Source organism: Sphingomonas sp. GW821-FHT10F09 (assembly GCF_058809195.1).
The window spans coordinates 870,090-885,577 of record NZ_JBXASI010000001.1; the positions used below are offsets into that span (position 1 = coordinate 870,090).

Annotated in this window: 13 protein-coding genes; 10 read left to right on the plus strand and 3 right to left on the minus strand. The window is 67.1% G+C overall.

From position 1 onward, the window contains the following. Window positions 1–70: 70 nt before the first annotated feature. Both AC1RTO_RS04175 and AC1RTO_RS04180 read right to left on the minus strand, forming a co-directional pair. Window positions 71–1,012 carry an SMP-30/gluconolactonase/LRE family protein gene (locus AC1RTO_RS04175; RefSeq protein WP_493159637.1) on the minus strand — a complete coding sequence of 314 codons (942 nt, stop codon included), beginning with the start codon at window positions 1,010–1,012 and terminating at the stop codon, window positions 71–73. Continuing rightward, entirely contained in the window at window positions 1,009–1,887 is an 879-nt protein-coding gene (locus AC1RTO_RS04180) for an SDR family NAD(P)-dependent oxidoreductase (protein ID WP_493159638.1), read from the minus strand. Before AC1RTO_RS04180 ends, AC1RTO_RS04175 begins: the two co-directional genes overlap by 4 nt. A 225-nt stretch (window positions 1,888–2,112) precedes the next feature. Here AC1RTO_RS04180 and AC1RTO_RS04185 point away from each other — a divergent pair, with 225 nt between their 5' ends. From AC1RTO_RS04185 to AC1RTO_RS04215, 7 genes are all read left to right on the plus strand, one after another. Next, window positions 2,113–3,030: an SDR family NAD(P)-dependent oxidoreductase gene (locus AC1RTO_RS04185; RefSeq protein ID WP_493159639.1), complete on the plus strand. Its 918-nt coding sequence runs from the start codon at window positions 2,113–2,115 to the stop codon at window positions 3,028–3,030. Beyond that, entirely contained in the window at window positions 3,030–4,484 is a 1,455-nt protein-coding gene (locus AC1RTO_RS04190; protein WP_493159640.1) for a 3-hydroxy-3-methylglutaryl CoA synthase, read from the plus strand. The genes AC1RTO_RS04185 and AC1RTO_RS04190 overlap by 1 nt, the downstream gene beginning before the upstream one ends. Continuing rightward, complete coding sequence (locus AC1RTO_RS04195) at window positions 4,477–5,673, plus strand: acetyl-CoA acetyltransferase (protein WP_493159641.1); 1,197 nt, start codon at window positions 4,477–4,479, stop codon at window positions 5,671–5,673. Before AC1RTO_RS04190 ends, AC1RTO_RS04195 begins: the two co-directional genes overlap by 8 nt. Next, window positions 5,670–6,728 (plus strand): phosphotransferase family protein, encoded by a 1,059-nt coding sequence (locus tag AC1RTO_RS04200; RefSeq protein WP_493159642.1) that lies wholly within the window; start codon window positions 5,670–5,672, stop codon window positions 6,726–6,728. The genes AC1RTO_RS04195 and AC1RTO_RS04200 overlap by 4 nt, the downstream gene beginning before the upstream one ends. A gap of 79 nt (window positions 6,729–6,807) precedes the next feature. Next, window positions 6,808–7,605, plus strand: a complete 798-nt coding sequence (locus tag AC1RTO_RS04205; RefSeq protein WP_493159643.1) for an enoyl-CoA hydratase/isomerase family protein — start codon at window positions 6,808–6,810, stop codon at window positions 7,603–7,605. Between the two features lie 13 nt (window positions 7,606–7,618). Beyond that, on the plus strand, window positions 7,619–9,163 hold the full coding sequence (menE, locus tag AC1RTO_RS04210) for an o-succinylbenzoate--CoA ligase (RefSeq protein WP_493159644.1): 1,545 nt from the start codon (window positions 7,619–7,621) through the stop codon (window positions 9,161–9,163). Beyond that, complete coding sequence (locus AC1RTO_RS04215; RefSeq protein ID WP_493159645.1) at window positions 9,163–10,245, plus strand: Zn-dependent alcohol dehydrogenase; 1,083 nt, start codon at window positions 9,163–9,165, stop codon at window positions 10,243–10,245. Before menE ends, AC1RTO_RS04215 begins: the two co-directional genes overlap by 1 nt. A 46-nt stretch (window positions 10,246–10,291) precedes the next feature. Here the strand turns inward: AC1RTO_RS04215 and AC1RTO_RS04220 are convergent, their stop codons facing one another. After that, entirely contained in the window at window positions 10,292–11,392 is a 1,101-nt protein-coding gene (locus AC1RTO_RS04220; protein WP_493159646.1) for an acyl-CoA dehydrogenase family protein, read from the minus strand. An 88-nt stretch (window positions 11,393–11,480) separates the two neighbouring features. Here AC1RTO_RS04220 and AC1RTO_RS04225 point away from each other — a divergent pair, with 88 nt between their 5' ends. From AC1RTO_RS04225 to AC1RTO_RS04235, 3 genes are read left to right on the plus strand one after another with little or no spacing between them, the layout of a single operon-like run. Next, window positions 11,481–12,656, plus strand: a complete 1,176-nt coding sequence (locus AC1RTO_RS04225) for an acyl-CoA dehydrogenase family protein (RefSeq protein ID WP_493159647.1) — start codon at window positions 11,481–11,483, stop codon at window positions 12,654–12,656. Then, window positions 12,653–13,879 carry an acyl-CoA dehydrogenase family protein gene (locus tag AC1RTO_RS04230; RefSeq protein WP_493159648.1) on the plus strand — a complete coding sequence of 409 codons (1,227 nt, stop codon included), beginning with the start codon at window positions 12,653–12,655 and terminating at the stop codon, window positions 13,877–13,879. Before AC1RTO_RS04225 ends, AC1RTO_RS04230 begins: the two co-directional genes overlap by 4 nt. Next, window positions 13,872–15,470: a flavin-containing monooxygenase gene (locus tag AC1RTO_RS04235; protein WP_493159649.1), complete on the plus strand. Its 1,599-nt coding sequence runs from the start codon at window positions 13,872–13,874 to the stop codon at window positions 15,468–15,470. The genes AC1RTO_RS04230 and AC1RTO_RS04235 overlap by 8 nt, the downstream gene beginning before the upstream one ends. Window positions 15,471–15,488: the final 18 nt, after the last annotated feature.

The following is a 15,488-nucleotide window of genomic DNA, read 5'->3' on the forward strand; positions in this document are numbered from 1 at the left end:
TGCTTACCGTAAGCATTCGCACCATGCCGCATAGCGGTCAAGCAAGGGGGCCATCGGGCGATGCCCGCGCCTACGCCTGATACGCCAGCCGCAGGCCGGGGCGCGGCCAGCGCGTCCTGTAGAGCCGGCCGGTGCTCGACGCGGTGATCCAGGCATCCGCCATGTCGTGCCCGCCGAAACAGATGTTGGTCGTGGCGAGATCGGGGACGGGATAATGCGTGGTCGTGCTGCCGTCAGGTGCGAAGGCGGTGATGCCGCCGTTGATGAGCGTCGCGACGCAGACGTTCCCCGCGGCATCGACCGCAAGGCTGTCGAGCAGTTGATACCCGGGCAGCGGGCCGAGCACGTCGCCGGGCGTCCAGATATCGCCCGACGCGCCGATCTCTCCGGGCGCGACGATGGCATGGCACCAGACGCGGCCGGTCACGGTTTCGGCGAAATAGAGCCGGTCGCCCGCGGGGGAGAGGCCGATGCCGTTGGGGCTGTGCAGGCCGCCGCGTATCTTGCGAATGCCCGAGCCGTCGGCGCGCGCGTAATAGACGGCGCCCGCATCGTGTCCCGTCGGCAGCGTGCGGCCCATGTCGGTGAACCAGAAACCGCCATGCGTGTCGAACACCAGGTCGTTCGGGCTGTTGAGCGGCTGGCCCTCGCAGGTCGTGTAGAGCGTGGTGATGGCGCCGGTCGCGAGGTCGACGCGTTGGATCGAGCCGCCGGCATGATCCGCCGCGGCGCCGATCGGGATGCCCGCTCCGTCGGGCAGGTCGACGAACGCCATGCCGCCGTTGTTGCAGATATGGACCGCGCCATCGGGACCGATCGCGGCGCCGTTCGGCCCGCCTTCGAACTGCGCGACGACCGAATAACCGCCGTCCGCCGCGATCCGCGACAATCGCTTGGCACGGATCTCGACGAGCAGGACCGAGCCGTCCGCCATAGCGATCGGCCCCTCGGGGAAGCCCAGCCCTTCGGCGACCAGAGTCAGGTCGAGCGTGCCGGTCAGGTGCGCGATCACGGGTTCATCACCGTGTCGCGGTCCATGCCGGCATTTGGGCGGGCGGCGTCGAGGATCGCGTTCAGTCGCGGGCCGATCTCGGTCGGATCCTGCGAGGCGTCGGTCATCGGGCCGTGCTGCCACCCTTCGGCGACGCCGAAGCCATAGCCCCAGGCCTCGAACACGCGGCCGCTGACATGCGCGGCTTCGGGGCTGGCGAGCCATGTCACCAGCGCGGCGATCCAGTCCGGCGAGCGTCTGGTGCGTTCCTCGTCCGTCCATTCGCGCAGGCCTTCGGTCATCCGCGTGTTCGCGCGGGGTGCGACCGCGTTGACGGTCACGCCGATGCGCTGAAGCTCACGTGCGGCGACGATCGTGAACGCGGCGATGCCGCCCTTTGCCGCCGCATAATTGACCTGGCCGATATTGCCGAAGATCGCGGAATGCGACGTGGTGTTGATGACCCGCGCGTCGACCGGTTCGCCGGCCTTGCTTTGCCGTCGCCAGTGGTTGGCCGCGTGATGCGTCGGCGCGAATGTGCCCTTGAGGTGGACCCTGATCACCGCATCCCATTCGTCCTCGCTCATGTTGACGAGCATGCGGTCGCGCAGGATGCCGGCGTTGTTGATGAGGATGTCGAGCCGGCCGAACGTGTCGACGGCATTGGCGATCAGCGCCTCGGATGCCTTCCAGTCGGAAACGTCGGCGGTGTCGACGATCGCCTCGCCGCCCGCCGCGCGGATCGCGGCGACGACCTCTTCCGCCGGGGTCGTGTCGCTGCCCGATCCGTTGGCGGCCGCGCCCAGATCGTTGACGACGACTTTCGCGCCGTGTTTCGCGAGCATCTCGGCATAGGCCCGGCCGACGCCGCGACCTGCGCCGGTAACGACGGCCACCCGGCCTTCGCATAACCTCATCATCGTCTCCCATTCTGTTGACCTAAGCGTATCGTACGCTGGCGAACTATCAAGGGGCTTTTCGGGATGACCCGGGCAATCAAACAGGTAAGCCTCATTATCGTCAACATTATTATAGTTCGTGCTTGACGGTGTGACCCATCGATCCATAAGCAGATTGTACGCAACCGTCCTATCTCGAGAGACGGGCGCAGGAGAGAGGGCATGGCGAGGATGCTGGACGGCAAAGTGGTGATCGTCACCGGCGGCGGACGCGGCGTCGGTCGCGGGATCGCGCTGGAGGCGGCGCGAGCCGGCGCGGCGGTGGTCGTCAACGATCTAGGCGTGTCGCCGGGCGGCGATGCATCGGACGAGGCCCCGGCCGCGCAGGTCGTGCGCGAGATCGTCGACGCCGGGGGGCGTGCCGTCGAGAATACCGACAGCGTCGCGACCTACGAAGGGGCGCTCAGGATCGTGGCGTGCGCGATGGATCATTTCGGGCGCGTCGACGGCGTCGTCAACAATGCGGGGATCCTGCGAGACACGATCTTCCACAAGATGGACCCGGACGATTTCGACCTGGTGATCGACGTCAACCTGAAGGGGCCGTTCTACGTCGCGCGCGCCGCTGCGCCGCAGATGAAGGCGCAAGGGGCCGGCGCGTTCGTGCACATGACGTCGAGTTCGGCGCTGATCGGCAATCTCGGCCAGGCCAATTACATGGCGGCGAAGATGGGCGTGGTCGGCCTGTCGACCTCGATCAGCCTAGACATGGAGCGATTCGGCGTGGTGTCGAACTGCATCGCGCCGTTCGCGTGGACGCGGATGGTCGGCACCATTCCCAACGAGACTCCCGAGCAGAGAAAACGCGTCGAGGGGCTGATGACGATGGTGCCCGAGCGGATCGCACCGCTCGCGGTCGCGCTGATGTCCGATGCGGCACGCGCCAGCGTCAACGGCCAGATCTTTGGCGTGCGCAACAATGAGATCTATTTCTTCAGCAAAACGCGCCCGGTGCAGATCATGCACACCGCCGACGGGTGGACGCCCGAAAGCGTACTCGACCGCGCGATCCCGGCATTCTCACCGGCATTCCTGCCACCGACCAAATCGGGGCAGGTGTTTTCGTGGGATCCGGTCTGATGGCGTACGGGATTACCGGGTTCGGGGCCTATGTGCCGCGCCTCAGGATCGAACGCGCGGCGATCGCGGCGGCGCATGCATGGATGAACCCGTCGCTCAAGGCAGCGGGCAAGGGCGAGCGCGCCTTCTGCAGCTGGGACGAGGATGTCGTGACGATGGCGGTCGAGGCCGCGCGCGACTGCCTTGCCGGAAGGCGGCGCGATGCGATTTCCGCGATCAGCCTGGCCTCGACCACCTTTCCTTATGCCGACCTGTCGAATGCCGTGATCGTCGCATCGGCGCTGGGGCTGGATCACGACACGCGGACGTCGAACGCCGCCGGATCGCAGCGGGCGGGAACGACCGCGCTGATCCAGGCGCTGGAAGCGGCGGACGGCGATGCCCTGATCGTCGCCAGCGAAAAGCCGCGTGCGTTGCCGGCCAGCGTCGCGGAGATGCAGACGGGGGCGGGCGCTGCGGCGGTGACGACGGGCAGCGAGGGCGTGATCGCCACGCTGCTCGCGGCGAGCTCACGTCAGGCGCATTTCGTCGACCGGTTTCGCAGCGCCGACCAGCCGTCGGACTATGCCTGGGAGGAGCGGTGGATCCGCGACGAGGGCTATGCCAAGCTGGTGCCCGAGGCGGTGAAGGCGGCGCTCGCCGTCGCAGGCATCGCGGCGGCGGATGTCCAGCATCTGGTCCTGCCGGCACCGGTCCGCGGTATCGGCGCGACGATCGGCAAGCAGATCGGGTTCGCCGGAACCGTCGCGGGCGCGTTCGAGCCGGCCATCGGCTATTGCGGCGTCGCGCACGGGTTCCTGATGCTGGCGGAAACGCTCGCGGTGGCAAAACCGGGCGAGCGGATCCTGATGATCGGGTTCGGGCAGGGCGTCGACGTCCTGCTGTTCGAGGCGACCGACCTGTGCGGCCGACCGACGGCGGCGCGCGGCGTCGCGGGGGCGGTCGCGGACAAGATCGTCACGCGCGACTATCTGCGGATGCTCAGCTTCTACGACCAGATCGCGCTCGACTGGGGGATGCGCGGCGAGAAGACCGGCAAGGCGGCGCTGACCGAGCAATACCGGGTCTCCGACCAGCTCGATACCTTCACCGGCGGCAAGTGCGCAATGTGTGGCACCGTGCAGTTCCCGGTGCTCGCCTATTGCGTCAACCCGGCGTGCAACGCGCCGTCGGACGCACTTGCCCCGATCAGCCTTGCCGATGAACCGGCGGCGATCTTCACGGTGACGTCGGACTGGCTCTCCTATCACCCCGCACCGCCGCTCGCCGTCGGGTTCGTGGCGTTCGACAACCATGCGCGGCTGTTGATGGAGATCGTCGATGCAGCGCCCGAACAGCTCGAGACGGGAACGCCGCTGCGCATGGTCTACCGGATCAAGGAGCGCGACAAGGCGCGGGGCTTCAACCGCTATTTCTGGAAAGCGACACCCGTCGCGGAGGCGCATCATGGCTAGTGGCATCAAGGACAAGGTCGCGATCCTCGGCATGGGATGTTCGAAGTTCGGCGAGCGTTGGGACGCCGGGACGCACCAGTTGCTGGCGGAGGCGTTCGACGAGGCACTGGCCGATGCGGGCATCGAGCGCGGCCAGATCGACGCGGCCTGGTACGGGTCGGCGCTCGATTCGGTGAATGTCGGCAATTCGGCGATCCCGGCGGCAGTCGCGCTGAGGCTGGACGGCATTCCGGTCACGCGGCTCGAGAATATGTGTGCGACCGGCACCGAGGCGTTGCGCGGTGCCGCCTATGCGGTGGCGAGCGGCGCGTGCGATATCGCGCTGGCGATCGGTGCGGAGAAGCTGAAGGATACCGGCTATGGCGGGCTGCCGTCGCCATACAAGGGCACGTTCAACGACCTCTGGCTGCCTCTCGGCTCGGCACCCGCGGGGTTCGCCCAGCTGGCGGCCGGGTATCGCGGCAAGCACGGGACGAGCCGCGAGGATCTGAAGCAGGCGATCGCGCATGTATCGTGGAAGAGCCACCAGAACGGCCAGCACAGCCCGAAGGCGCATCTGCGCAAGGCGGTGTCGATGGAGCAGATCCTGGCGGCGCCGATGATCGCCGAGCCGCTCGGGCTGTTCGACTGCTGCGGCGTGTCGGACGGCGCCGCGTGCGCGATCGTGACGACGCCTGAGATCGCGCGCGCGCTGGGCAAGCGTGATCTGGTGACGATCAAGGCGATCCAGCTGTCGATCAGCTCGGGCACCGAGACGACGATGTCCGACTGGGACGGCAGTTACGTCCGCAACACGCGCAACGCGGCCAAACGCGCCTATGCCGAAGCGGGGATCGACAATCCGCGCGAGCAATTGTCGATGATCGAGGTGCACGATTGTTTCTCGATCACCGAATTCGTGACGATGGAGGACCTCGGCATTTCCGCCGAGGGCCGCGCGGCGACCGATATCCTCGACGGGTTCTACGATGCGGACGGCGGCGTTCCCTGCCAGATCGATGGCGGGCTCAAATGCTTCGGTCATCCGATCGCGGCGTCCGGGCTGCGGATGGCATATGAGACGTATACCCAATTGCTCGGTCGTGCGGGCGAGCGGCAGTTGAAGGACCCGTCGCTCGGGCTGACGCACAATCTCGGCGGCGTGCCGTATCAGGGGATCGCGGCGATCTCGATCCTCGGACGGTTGTGAGCGGCGTCGGCGCGCTCGATCGCGTCGGTGCGGTCTGGGGCGGTCATGCATTCGATCGGCCGGCGCTGGAAACCTATTGCCGCGGCGTGCTGGAGGGGTTCGTCGGACCGCTCGAGATCGCGCAGTTCCACGGTGGCGCGTCCAACCCGACCTTCCTGCTGACCGATACCGCGACCGGTGCGCGGTATGTCCTGCGCAAGAAGCCGCCGGGCGCGCTGCTGGCCAGCGCGCATGCGGTCGATCGCGAATACCGGATCATGGCCGCCCTGCGCGATACCGCGGTGCCCGTGCCCGAGATGCTCGCCTATTGTGACGATCCAGGCGTGATCGGGACGCCGTTCTACCTGATGCTGTTCCTCGAAGGGCGGATCTACAAGGACAATCGTTTCGCCGACATGGCCCGCGACCAGCGGGCGGCGGCGTATGACGCGATCGCCGCGACGATGGCCGCGCTTCACGCAATCGATCCGTCGAGCGTCGGTCTTGGCGATTTCGGGCGGCCGGGCAATTATTTCGAACGCCAGATCGCGCGCTGGTCGCGCCAGTATCGTGATGCGCAGACCGACGACATCGCCAGCATGGAGCGCGTCATGGCGGCATTGCCGACGCGTATTCCGGCGGACGAACGGGCGGGGATCGTCCACGGCGATTTCCGGCAGGAAAATATCATGTTCGCGCCCGCGGGGCCTGATGTGATCGCCCTGCTCGACTGGGAGCTGTCGACGCTCGGCGCGCCGCTGGCGGATCTCGGCTTCTTCTGCCTCTTCTACCATGCCGACTTCATGCACTGGGGCAGCAATGCGACGATCGACTTCGCCGCGACCGGTATTCCGACGGAAGCCGAATTCGTGGACGCTTATTGCGCGGCGAGCGGGCGGGGGCAGATCGACGATTTCGCCTTCTACCTCGGCTTTTCCGCCTTCCGTTTGGCGTCGATCGCGCAGGGCGTGCACAAGCGGACGCTGGCCGGCAACGCGCGTGCGCTGCATGATGGACGCAACGGCGCACGCGACTGGGCCGACCTCGCCGAACGACTGCTCGACGATCATCGATAAAAAGAACGCTTGCGAACTATATGCAGGCGTTGTTGTATGCGGCCAGGGCGGAACACCGCTGCCGACCTTGGAGAGAAGCATGGCCGACTATCTGATCGCGGACGTGACCGACGGCGTCGGGTCGCTCGTCATCAACCGTCCCGAGCGGCGCAACGCGTTCACTGCCGAGATGGCGCAGCAGATGACCGAGATCGTCCATCGCTTCGAGCGTGACGATGCGGTGCGCGCGGTGCTGATCCGCGGCGAGGGCGAGACCTTCACGGCTGGCGGCGACGTGCACGGCTTTCACGATGCGCTGACCGCGGATCGGTTCGGTCATGCGTCCGGCATGGAGCGGCGGATCGTCAGCGGGCATCTTACCTTTCACCGGCTGCGGCGGATGCCCAAGCCGGTCGTGGTCGCCGCGCAGGGCATCACCGCGGGGATGGGGATCAGCCTGATGTGCTGCGCCGATTTCGCGCTGGCGGCGGACGATGCGCAATTCACGCTCGCCTATCGGCATATCGGGCTCAGTCCCGACGGCGGGGTCAGCTATTTCCTGCCGCGGATCGTCGGCGAGCGCCGCGCGCTGGAGATCACGCTGCTGGGCGAACGGTTCACCGCGGCGCAGGCGGTCGAATGGGGGCTGGTCAACCGGACCTTCCCCGCGGACAGCCTGAAGGACGAGGCGATCGCGTTCGCGCGCAAGCTGGCCCGCGGGCCGACGTTGGCGATGGGGGGTGCCAAGCAGCTGATCCGCCAGTCGCTCGAATCGACCTGGGACGAACAGTCCGCGGCGGAGGCACGGACGCTGTCCGACATCGCCGCCAGCGACGACCATCTGGAAGGGGTCACCGCGTTCGTCGAGAAACGCCGGGCCGCGTTCACCGGTCGCTGAAGGGAGACGCGGGATGCGCGCCGAGGATTACGTCACGCTCGCCGACGTCGTGCGACCGATCGGGGGGGCGGTGCGCGACAAGACCGCGCTGATCGTCGAGGATCGCGCGTTCCCCTATGCGGAGATCGACCGCCGGACGTCGGCGATGGCGAACCGGCTCGTGCAGGCCGGTGTGAAGCCCGGCGACCGGATCGCCGTGCTGTCGAAGAACAATGCCGGCTTCGTCGAACTGATCTTCGCCATCGCCAAGGCAGGCGCCGTGCTGGTGCCGCTGAACTGGCGCCTGTCCTCGACCGAGATCGGCTATATCGTCGGCGACGCCGCGCCCTCGATGCTGTTCATCGAGCGCGGGCTCGAGGGCCTCGTTCCGGCCGACGCGATAGCGGGGCGGACGGTGATCGGGTTTGCGGACACCGATTTCGATCTGGGCGGCAGCGCGTCCGACAAGCAGCCGGACATCGCCGTGGAAGCGGACGACGTCGCGATGCTGATCTATACGTCGGGGACGACGGGGCATCCCAAGGGTGCGATGATCACGCACCGCAACTTCATCCGCCATTGCGGGCTCGACGCACCCGAAACCCCGTCGTGGTGGGGTATCTCGCGCGATGAAATCTGTCTCGTCGTGCTGCCGCTGTTCCATGTCGGCGGGCTGGAATTGCTGTTGCGGCCCTTGTTCACGGGCGCGACCGTCGTGTTGCACCGCGAGTTCGATATCGAGCGCATTCTCACCGACATCGATCGCCATAAGGTGACGATGACGGGCCTCGTCCCGACCGCGCTGCAGATGATGCTGGCGCATCCCAGGTCGGCCGAGGTGGATTTCACCAGCCTCGACAAGTTCCTCTACGGCGCCGCGCCGATCCCGGTCGGGTTGTTGAAGGAAGGGCTCGACCGGATGCGCTGCGACTTCGTCGGCACCTACGGCATGACGGAATCGAACGGCGTGATGGCGATGCTGGCACCGGCCGATCACCACGACCGCGATGCGGATCGGTTGCGCTCGACCGGCAAACCGACCTTCGCGACCGAAGTGCGGATCGTCGACGACGAAGGCGCGGATTTGCCGGCGGGCGAGATCGGCGAGATCCTGGTCCGCGGATCGGGCGTCATGAAGGGGTATTGGAACCGGCCCGACGCGACCGCGGAGGCGATCGATGCGGACGGCTGGCTGCGGTCGGGCGACGCGGGCTACCTCGATGCGGACGGGTTCCTGTATATCAAGGACCGCGTGAAGGACATGATCTGCTCGGGCGGCGAGAACATCTATCCCGCCGAGGTCGAGAGCGCGATCTACGGGCATCCGGCGATCGCCGAGGTCGCGGTGGTCGGCGTGCCGCACGATCGGTGGGGCGAATGCGTCCATGCGGTCGTCGTCGCCAAGCCGGGCATGGTCGTCGATGCGGACGACGTGCTCGCCTGGGCGCGCGCGCGGATCGCCAGCTACAAGCGGCCCAAGACGCTGGAAGTGGTCGACATGCTGCCGAAGAACGCGGCCGGAAAGATCCTGCGACGCGCGGTGCGCGATCGCCTCAAAACCCTGCCGGAGAGTGTGTGATGAAAGCTGCCGTCCTGTTCGAACGCGGCCAGCCGTTCCAGATCGAGGAACTGAACGTCGATACGCCGGGCCCCCGCGAAGTGCTGATCCGGGTCGCGGCGACCGGCGTTTGCCATTCCGACCTGCACATGGCGGACGGATCGTTCCCGGCGCCGATGCCGGCCGTGCTGGGCCACGAGACGGCGGGGGTCGTCGAGGCGATCGGCGACGAGGTCCGCGGGGTGAAGGTCGGCGATCATGTCGTCACCTGCGTCTCGGGCTTTTGCGGACACTGTCAGGATTGCGTGACGGGGCATCTGTCGATCTGTCAGGTCAAGGAGATCGACCGGCCGCGCGGTGCGCCGCCGCGGATGACCAATGCCGCAGGCAAGCGCGTCCATCAGGTCGGCGGGCTCAGCGGGTTCGCCGAGATGATGCTGGTGCACGAGCGATCCTGCGTCGCCATACGCCGCGACATGCCGCTCGATCTCGCCTCCGTGATCGGCTGTGCGGTGACGACCGGCTATGGCGCGGTCGTCCATACCGCGCGGATCGAGGCGGGGTCGACCGTCGCGGTGATCGGCTGCGGCGGTGTCGGGTTGATGATCGTCAACGCGGCGTTGATCGCCGGTGCCGCGCGGATCATCGCGATCGACCGGGTGCCCGGGAAACTCGCGCTGGCCCAGACGATGGGCGCGACCGACATCATCGACGGATCGACCGGAGACGTGGTCGAGATGGTGCGCGAGCTGACGGGTGGCGGCGTGCATTACAGCTTCGAGGCGATCGGCCTGAAGCCGACCGTCGAGCAGGCGTTTCGCATGCTGCGGCAGGGGGGCACGTGCACCGTCGTCGGTGTCGCGCCGATCGGGACCAGCTTCGATATCGGCGCGATGGACCTGCTGATGGAGCGCAAGCTGCAAGGCTCGTTCATGGGATCGAACCATTTCCCGGTCGACATGCCGCGACTGGTCGATCTGTACATGCAGGGCCGGCTGAAGCTCGACGCGCTGGTGTCCGCGCGGGTCCCGCTGACCGGCATCAACGATGCGCTGGCGGAGCTGAAGACGGGCACGCTCGCACGGTCGGTGGTGACGTTCTGACGTCCTTCGATCCTCCCCCCGGCGGGGGAGGATCGGACGTCCGCCCCTATGCGGCGGCGGCGAGTTCCTCGAACAACCGGTCCTTCCACGCCTGCGGGCTGCCGAGATTCAACGAGCAGTGATGCGCGCGGCGGTAGAACAGATGCGCGTCGTGTTCCCAGGTATAGCCGATCCCCCCATGCAGATGGATCGCCTCCTTCGACGCGAGCCAGCCCGCATCGCAGGCCGCGGCGCGCGCCGCCGCCGCCGCCTGCATCAGCCGGTCGGGCGCGTCGGTCATCGCCCAGACCCCGTGGAAGACGTGGCTGCGGGCCAGCTCGTTCGCGACGTAGAGGTCGGCGAGCTTGTGCTTGACCGCCTGGAACCGCCCGACCGGGCCGCCGAACGCCTGCCGTTCCTTCACATAATCGGTCGTGATCCGCAGCCAGCGATCGGCCGCACCAACCTGTTCGAAGCCATACAGGACGGCAGCGCGCGCCAGCACGGCCTCGATCTGCATGCGGTCCGAGGTGAGGCATTCCGCGGCAACGTCGGCGAAGTCGAGCCGCGCGACGGTCATTGAACCGTCGATCGCGTCCAGCGCGGTGCGCGTGACGCCCGCCTCGTCCAGATTCACCAGATACAGTCCGACCGCGTCGCCATCGCGTGCGAGGACGATCGCGGTATCGGCGATGCTGCCATCGACGACCGGTCGCTTGGTTCCGCTGAGGCGACCGTCGGCGACGGTGGTGGCGATCCGGGCGTAATCGAGGTCGCCCGGACCGTCGAACAACGCCGCGCACCCGATCATGCGACCCTCTGCGATGGCGGGCAGGATCGCGCGTTTCTGCTGTTCCGAACCGGCGAGCATCACCGCCTCGGCCAGCAGATAGAGCGTCGATCCGAACGGAACCGGGGCAAGCGCGGCGCCGATCTCCTCGGCGATCGCGCCCAGTTCGACCGCGCCGAGCCCCAGCCCGCCATGGCTTTCCGGGATGGTGATCCCGAGCCAGCCCTGCTCCGCGATCTGCTGCCAGAGCGCCGCATCATGCGTCGTGCCGGCGTCATCGAGGACCGTGCGGACGCGCGACAGCGGACAGTGCGCGGTCAGGAAACGACGCGCCTCGTCGCGGAGATAGCGCTGGTCCTCGCTATAGTCGAAATCCATCAATCCATCCCCCGTTGCGGTGTGCGGCAATTAGGTCGCTTGAATAAGGTACGCAACCAAACTAATATCTGATCAAACGGAGGATGCAATGGCCGAACGAGGCTCCAACACCGGCGACTTCGCGATCGCGCGCGACATGTTCCTGCCCGAGCACGATCAGTATCGCGACAGCGTGCGGCGCTTCGTCGAGGCCGAACTCGTCCCTCATCATGCCGAATGGGAAGAGGCGGGGATCGTCCCGCGCGAGGTCTGGCGGAAGGCCGGCGAAATGGGGATGCTCTGCCCCAACATTCCTGAGGAATATGGCGGATTCGGCGGCGACTGGCTCTATAACGTCGTGGTGATCGAGGAACTCGCGCGCGCCGGAATCACCGGGCCGGGCTTCATGATTCATTCCGATCTCGTCGCGCCCTATATCCTCGCCTGGGGCAGCGAGGAGGTGAAGCGCCGCTACCTGCCCAAGATGGTGACCGGCGAGATGATCGGCGCGCTCGGCATGACCGAGCCCGGTGCCGGCAGCGATGCCAAGGGCATCCGCACGCGCGCGGTGCGCGATGGCGACGACTACGTCATCGACGGGCAGAAGGTCTATATCTCCAACGGCCAGTTGTGCGACCTGATCGTGCTGGCGTGCAAGACCGACCCGGACGCCGGCGCGCGCGGCGTCAGCCTGATCGTCGTCGAGACGGATACGCCGGGCTTCGAGCGTGGGCGCAACCTCGACAAGATCGGATTGAAGGCACAGGACACGTCCGAACTGTTCTTCTCGGGCGTTCGCGCGCCGATCGGCAACCGTCTCGGCGACGAGGGTCGCGGCTTTGCGATGATGATGACCAAGCTGGGACAGGAGCGCCTGGCCCAGGCGGTCCGCAGCGCCTGCGTCTGCGAGGCGGCGATCCGCTGGACGGTGGAGTATACGCGCGAGCGGAAGGCGTTCGGCGGGACGATCGCCGACTTCCAGAATACGCAGTTCGTGCTGGCGCAGCTGGCCGCGGAGACGATGGCGGCGCGAATCTTCACCGACTGGTGCATCAAGCGGTTCGGCGAGGGCGAACTGACCGCGGTCGATGCCGCGAAGGTGAAGCTCATCGTCACCGACCTGCACTGCAAGGTGGTCGACCAGTGCCTGCAGTTCTTCGGCGGCTATGGCTACATGACCGAATATCCGATCGCGCGCGCCTATATCGATGCGCGGATCACCCGGATCGCTGGCGGAGCGGCCGAGGTCATGAAGCAGATCATCGGCCGGGACCTGTACGCATGAACTTCGACGATACCGCAGAAGAAGCCGGATACCGCGCGCAGGTACGGGACTGGATCGCGGCGAACCGCATCGCGTTGCCGCAGACCCGGCGCCGGCGCGATGCGACGCCCGAATGGCTGGCGCTCGCGCGGCAGTGGCAACGGATGAAGGCGGATGCAGGCTATGTCGGCATCGCTTGGCCCAAGGCCTGGGGCGGACATGAAGGCACCGTCGCGCAGGCGCTGATCTTCGATCAGGAGGAGGCTGCGGCGGGGCTGCATTTCCCGTATTTCGAGATCGGTATCGGCCTGTGTGTCCCGACCGTCGCGAGCTTCGCCGATCAGGCGACGATCGACCGGATGGCGACCCCGGCGATGCGCGGCGACGAGATCTGGTGCCAGCTCTTCTCCGAACCGTCGGTCGGCTCCGATCTGGCCGGCGTACGGACGCGCGCGGTTCCCGACGGTGACGACTGGATCGTCGACGGTCAGAAGGTGTGGACGACCGGCGGGCAATTCTCCGACTTCGCGATCCTGCTCACGCGCACCAACCCGGATGTGCCCAAGCATCGCGGCATGACGATGTTCTGGCTCGATATGCGGACCCCGGGCGTCGAGGTGCGACCGATCCGGCAGATGTCGGGGTTCGCCAATTTCAACGAGGTGTTCCTGAGCGGCGTTCGGATTCCGGACACGCAGCGGCTCGGCGCCGTCGATGCCGGCTGGGGGACCGCGATGACGACCCTGATGAACGAGCGCGTCTCGATCGGCGATGTCGGCGGGCCGGATATCGCCGCCGCGATCCGGCTGGCGCGGGCGACGCCCGGCCGGTTCGGGACGGCGGCGGATCATCCTGCGACCCGCAACGCGATCGTCGAGCATCATATCCGCTATGAAGGCGTCCGCCTGACCCGCAGCCGGCTGCTGACCGCGGTGTCGCGCGGCGAGAAGCCCGGCCCGGAAAATGCGATCACGAAGCTGGTGACCGCCAACGAGATGCAGGGGCTGGCCCGCGATACGTTGTTGTCGCGCGGGCCGATGGGGCTGGTGATGGAACGCGGCGACGATGTGGCCGAGGGGATATTCCACGACAGCTTCACCTGGGCGCCCGGCTACCGGATCGCCGGCGGCACCGATGAGATCCTGCGTACCGTGATCGCCGAACGCGTGCTGGGCCTTCCCGCCGAACCGCGCGCCGACAAGACCGCGCCGTTTCGCGCCAGGACGGAGAGCAGGGATGCGTGACGTCGATTGCGTCGTCGTCGGCGCGGGCTTTGGCGGGCTCTATATGCTCCATGCGCTGCGCACGGCGGGGTTCAGCGTGCAGGGGTTCGAACGCGGATCGGGGGTCGGCGGGACGTGGTTCTGGAACCGCTATCCCGGCGCGCGCTGCGACGTCGAGAGCTTCGACTACAGCTATTCCTTCGATCCCGCGCTGGAACAGGATTGGGACTGGAGCGAGCGGTTTGCGACGCAGCCTGAAATCCTGCGCTATCTGGAGCATGTCGCCGACCGGTTCGATCTGCACCCGCTGATCGCGTTCGATACCGAGGTGGCGGCGGCGGACTGGTCGGAGGCGGCCGGGCGCTGGCGGATCACGACCAGCGCGGGCGAATGGTCCGCGCGTTACCTGATCCTCGCGACGGGCAGCCTGTCGGCGGCGAAGACGCCGGATATCGCCGGGCTCGACGATTTCTCGGGCGAGACGGTCTCGACCGCCAACTGGCCCGAAGACGGCGTCGATTTCGCGAACAGGCGCGTCGGCGTGATCGGCACCGGATCGTCCGGCATCCAGGCGATCCCGTTGATCGCTGCGCAGGCGGAGCATCTCACGGTGTTTCAGCGGACGCCGTCGTTCACCGTACCCGCGCGCAACGCGCCGCTGGCGCCGGACCAGATCGCGACGCGCAAGGCGGCGTATCGCGATCACCGCGCCACCCTCCGGCAGACCGCGCCGGGCGTGATCTTCCGCATGACCGGAAAGTCGGCGTACGAGCTTGCGGAGGCCGACCGCATCGCCGCCTACGAAGATGCCTGGGCGCATGGCGGCGCCGGGTTCGCGCAGGTGTTCAACGACCTGATCCTCGACGAAGCCGCCAATGCGACGGCGGCGGACTTCGTCCGCGCGAAGATCCGCGACACCGTCGCCGATCCCGCAACCGCGGCGAGCCTGACGCCGGACGACTATCCGATCGGGTCGAAGCGGATCGCGGTCGATACCGACTATTACGCCACCTTCAACCGGCCCAACGTGACGCTGAAGGACCTGCGCAAGGACCCGTTGCTACGCATCGTCGCGCAGGGCGTGGAGACGGCCGAGGGTATCACGCCGCTCGACGTGCTCGTGCTCGCGACCGGGTTCGACGCGATGACCGGCTCGTTCCTGCGGATCGCGATCACCGGCACGGAAAGTACGCTCAAGGAGAAATGGAGCGCGGGTCCGCGGACGTATCTGGGCCTGATGACGGCGGGGTTCCCCAACCTGTTCCTGATCGCCGGGCCGGGCAGCCCGTCGGTGCTGACCAACATGGTCGTGTCGATCGAGCAGCATGTCGAATGGGTGCGCGATTGCCTGACGGCGCTGCGCGATCGCGGCGAAACCCGGATCGAGCCCCTGCGCGAGGCCGAGGACCAATGGGTCGACCGCGGCAACGCGATGGCCGCCCGGACGCTCTTCATGTCCGGCAACTCCTGGTATCTGGGGGCGAACGTACCCGGCAAACCGCGCGTGTTCATGCCGTTCATCGGCGGCGTCGCGGTGTACCGCGCGATCTGCGAAAAGGTGGTCGCGGACGACTATGCCGGGTTCGACCGGCGTGCCACAATCGAGGCCTGATCCGCACAAGCGGACGCG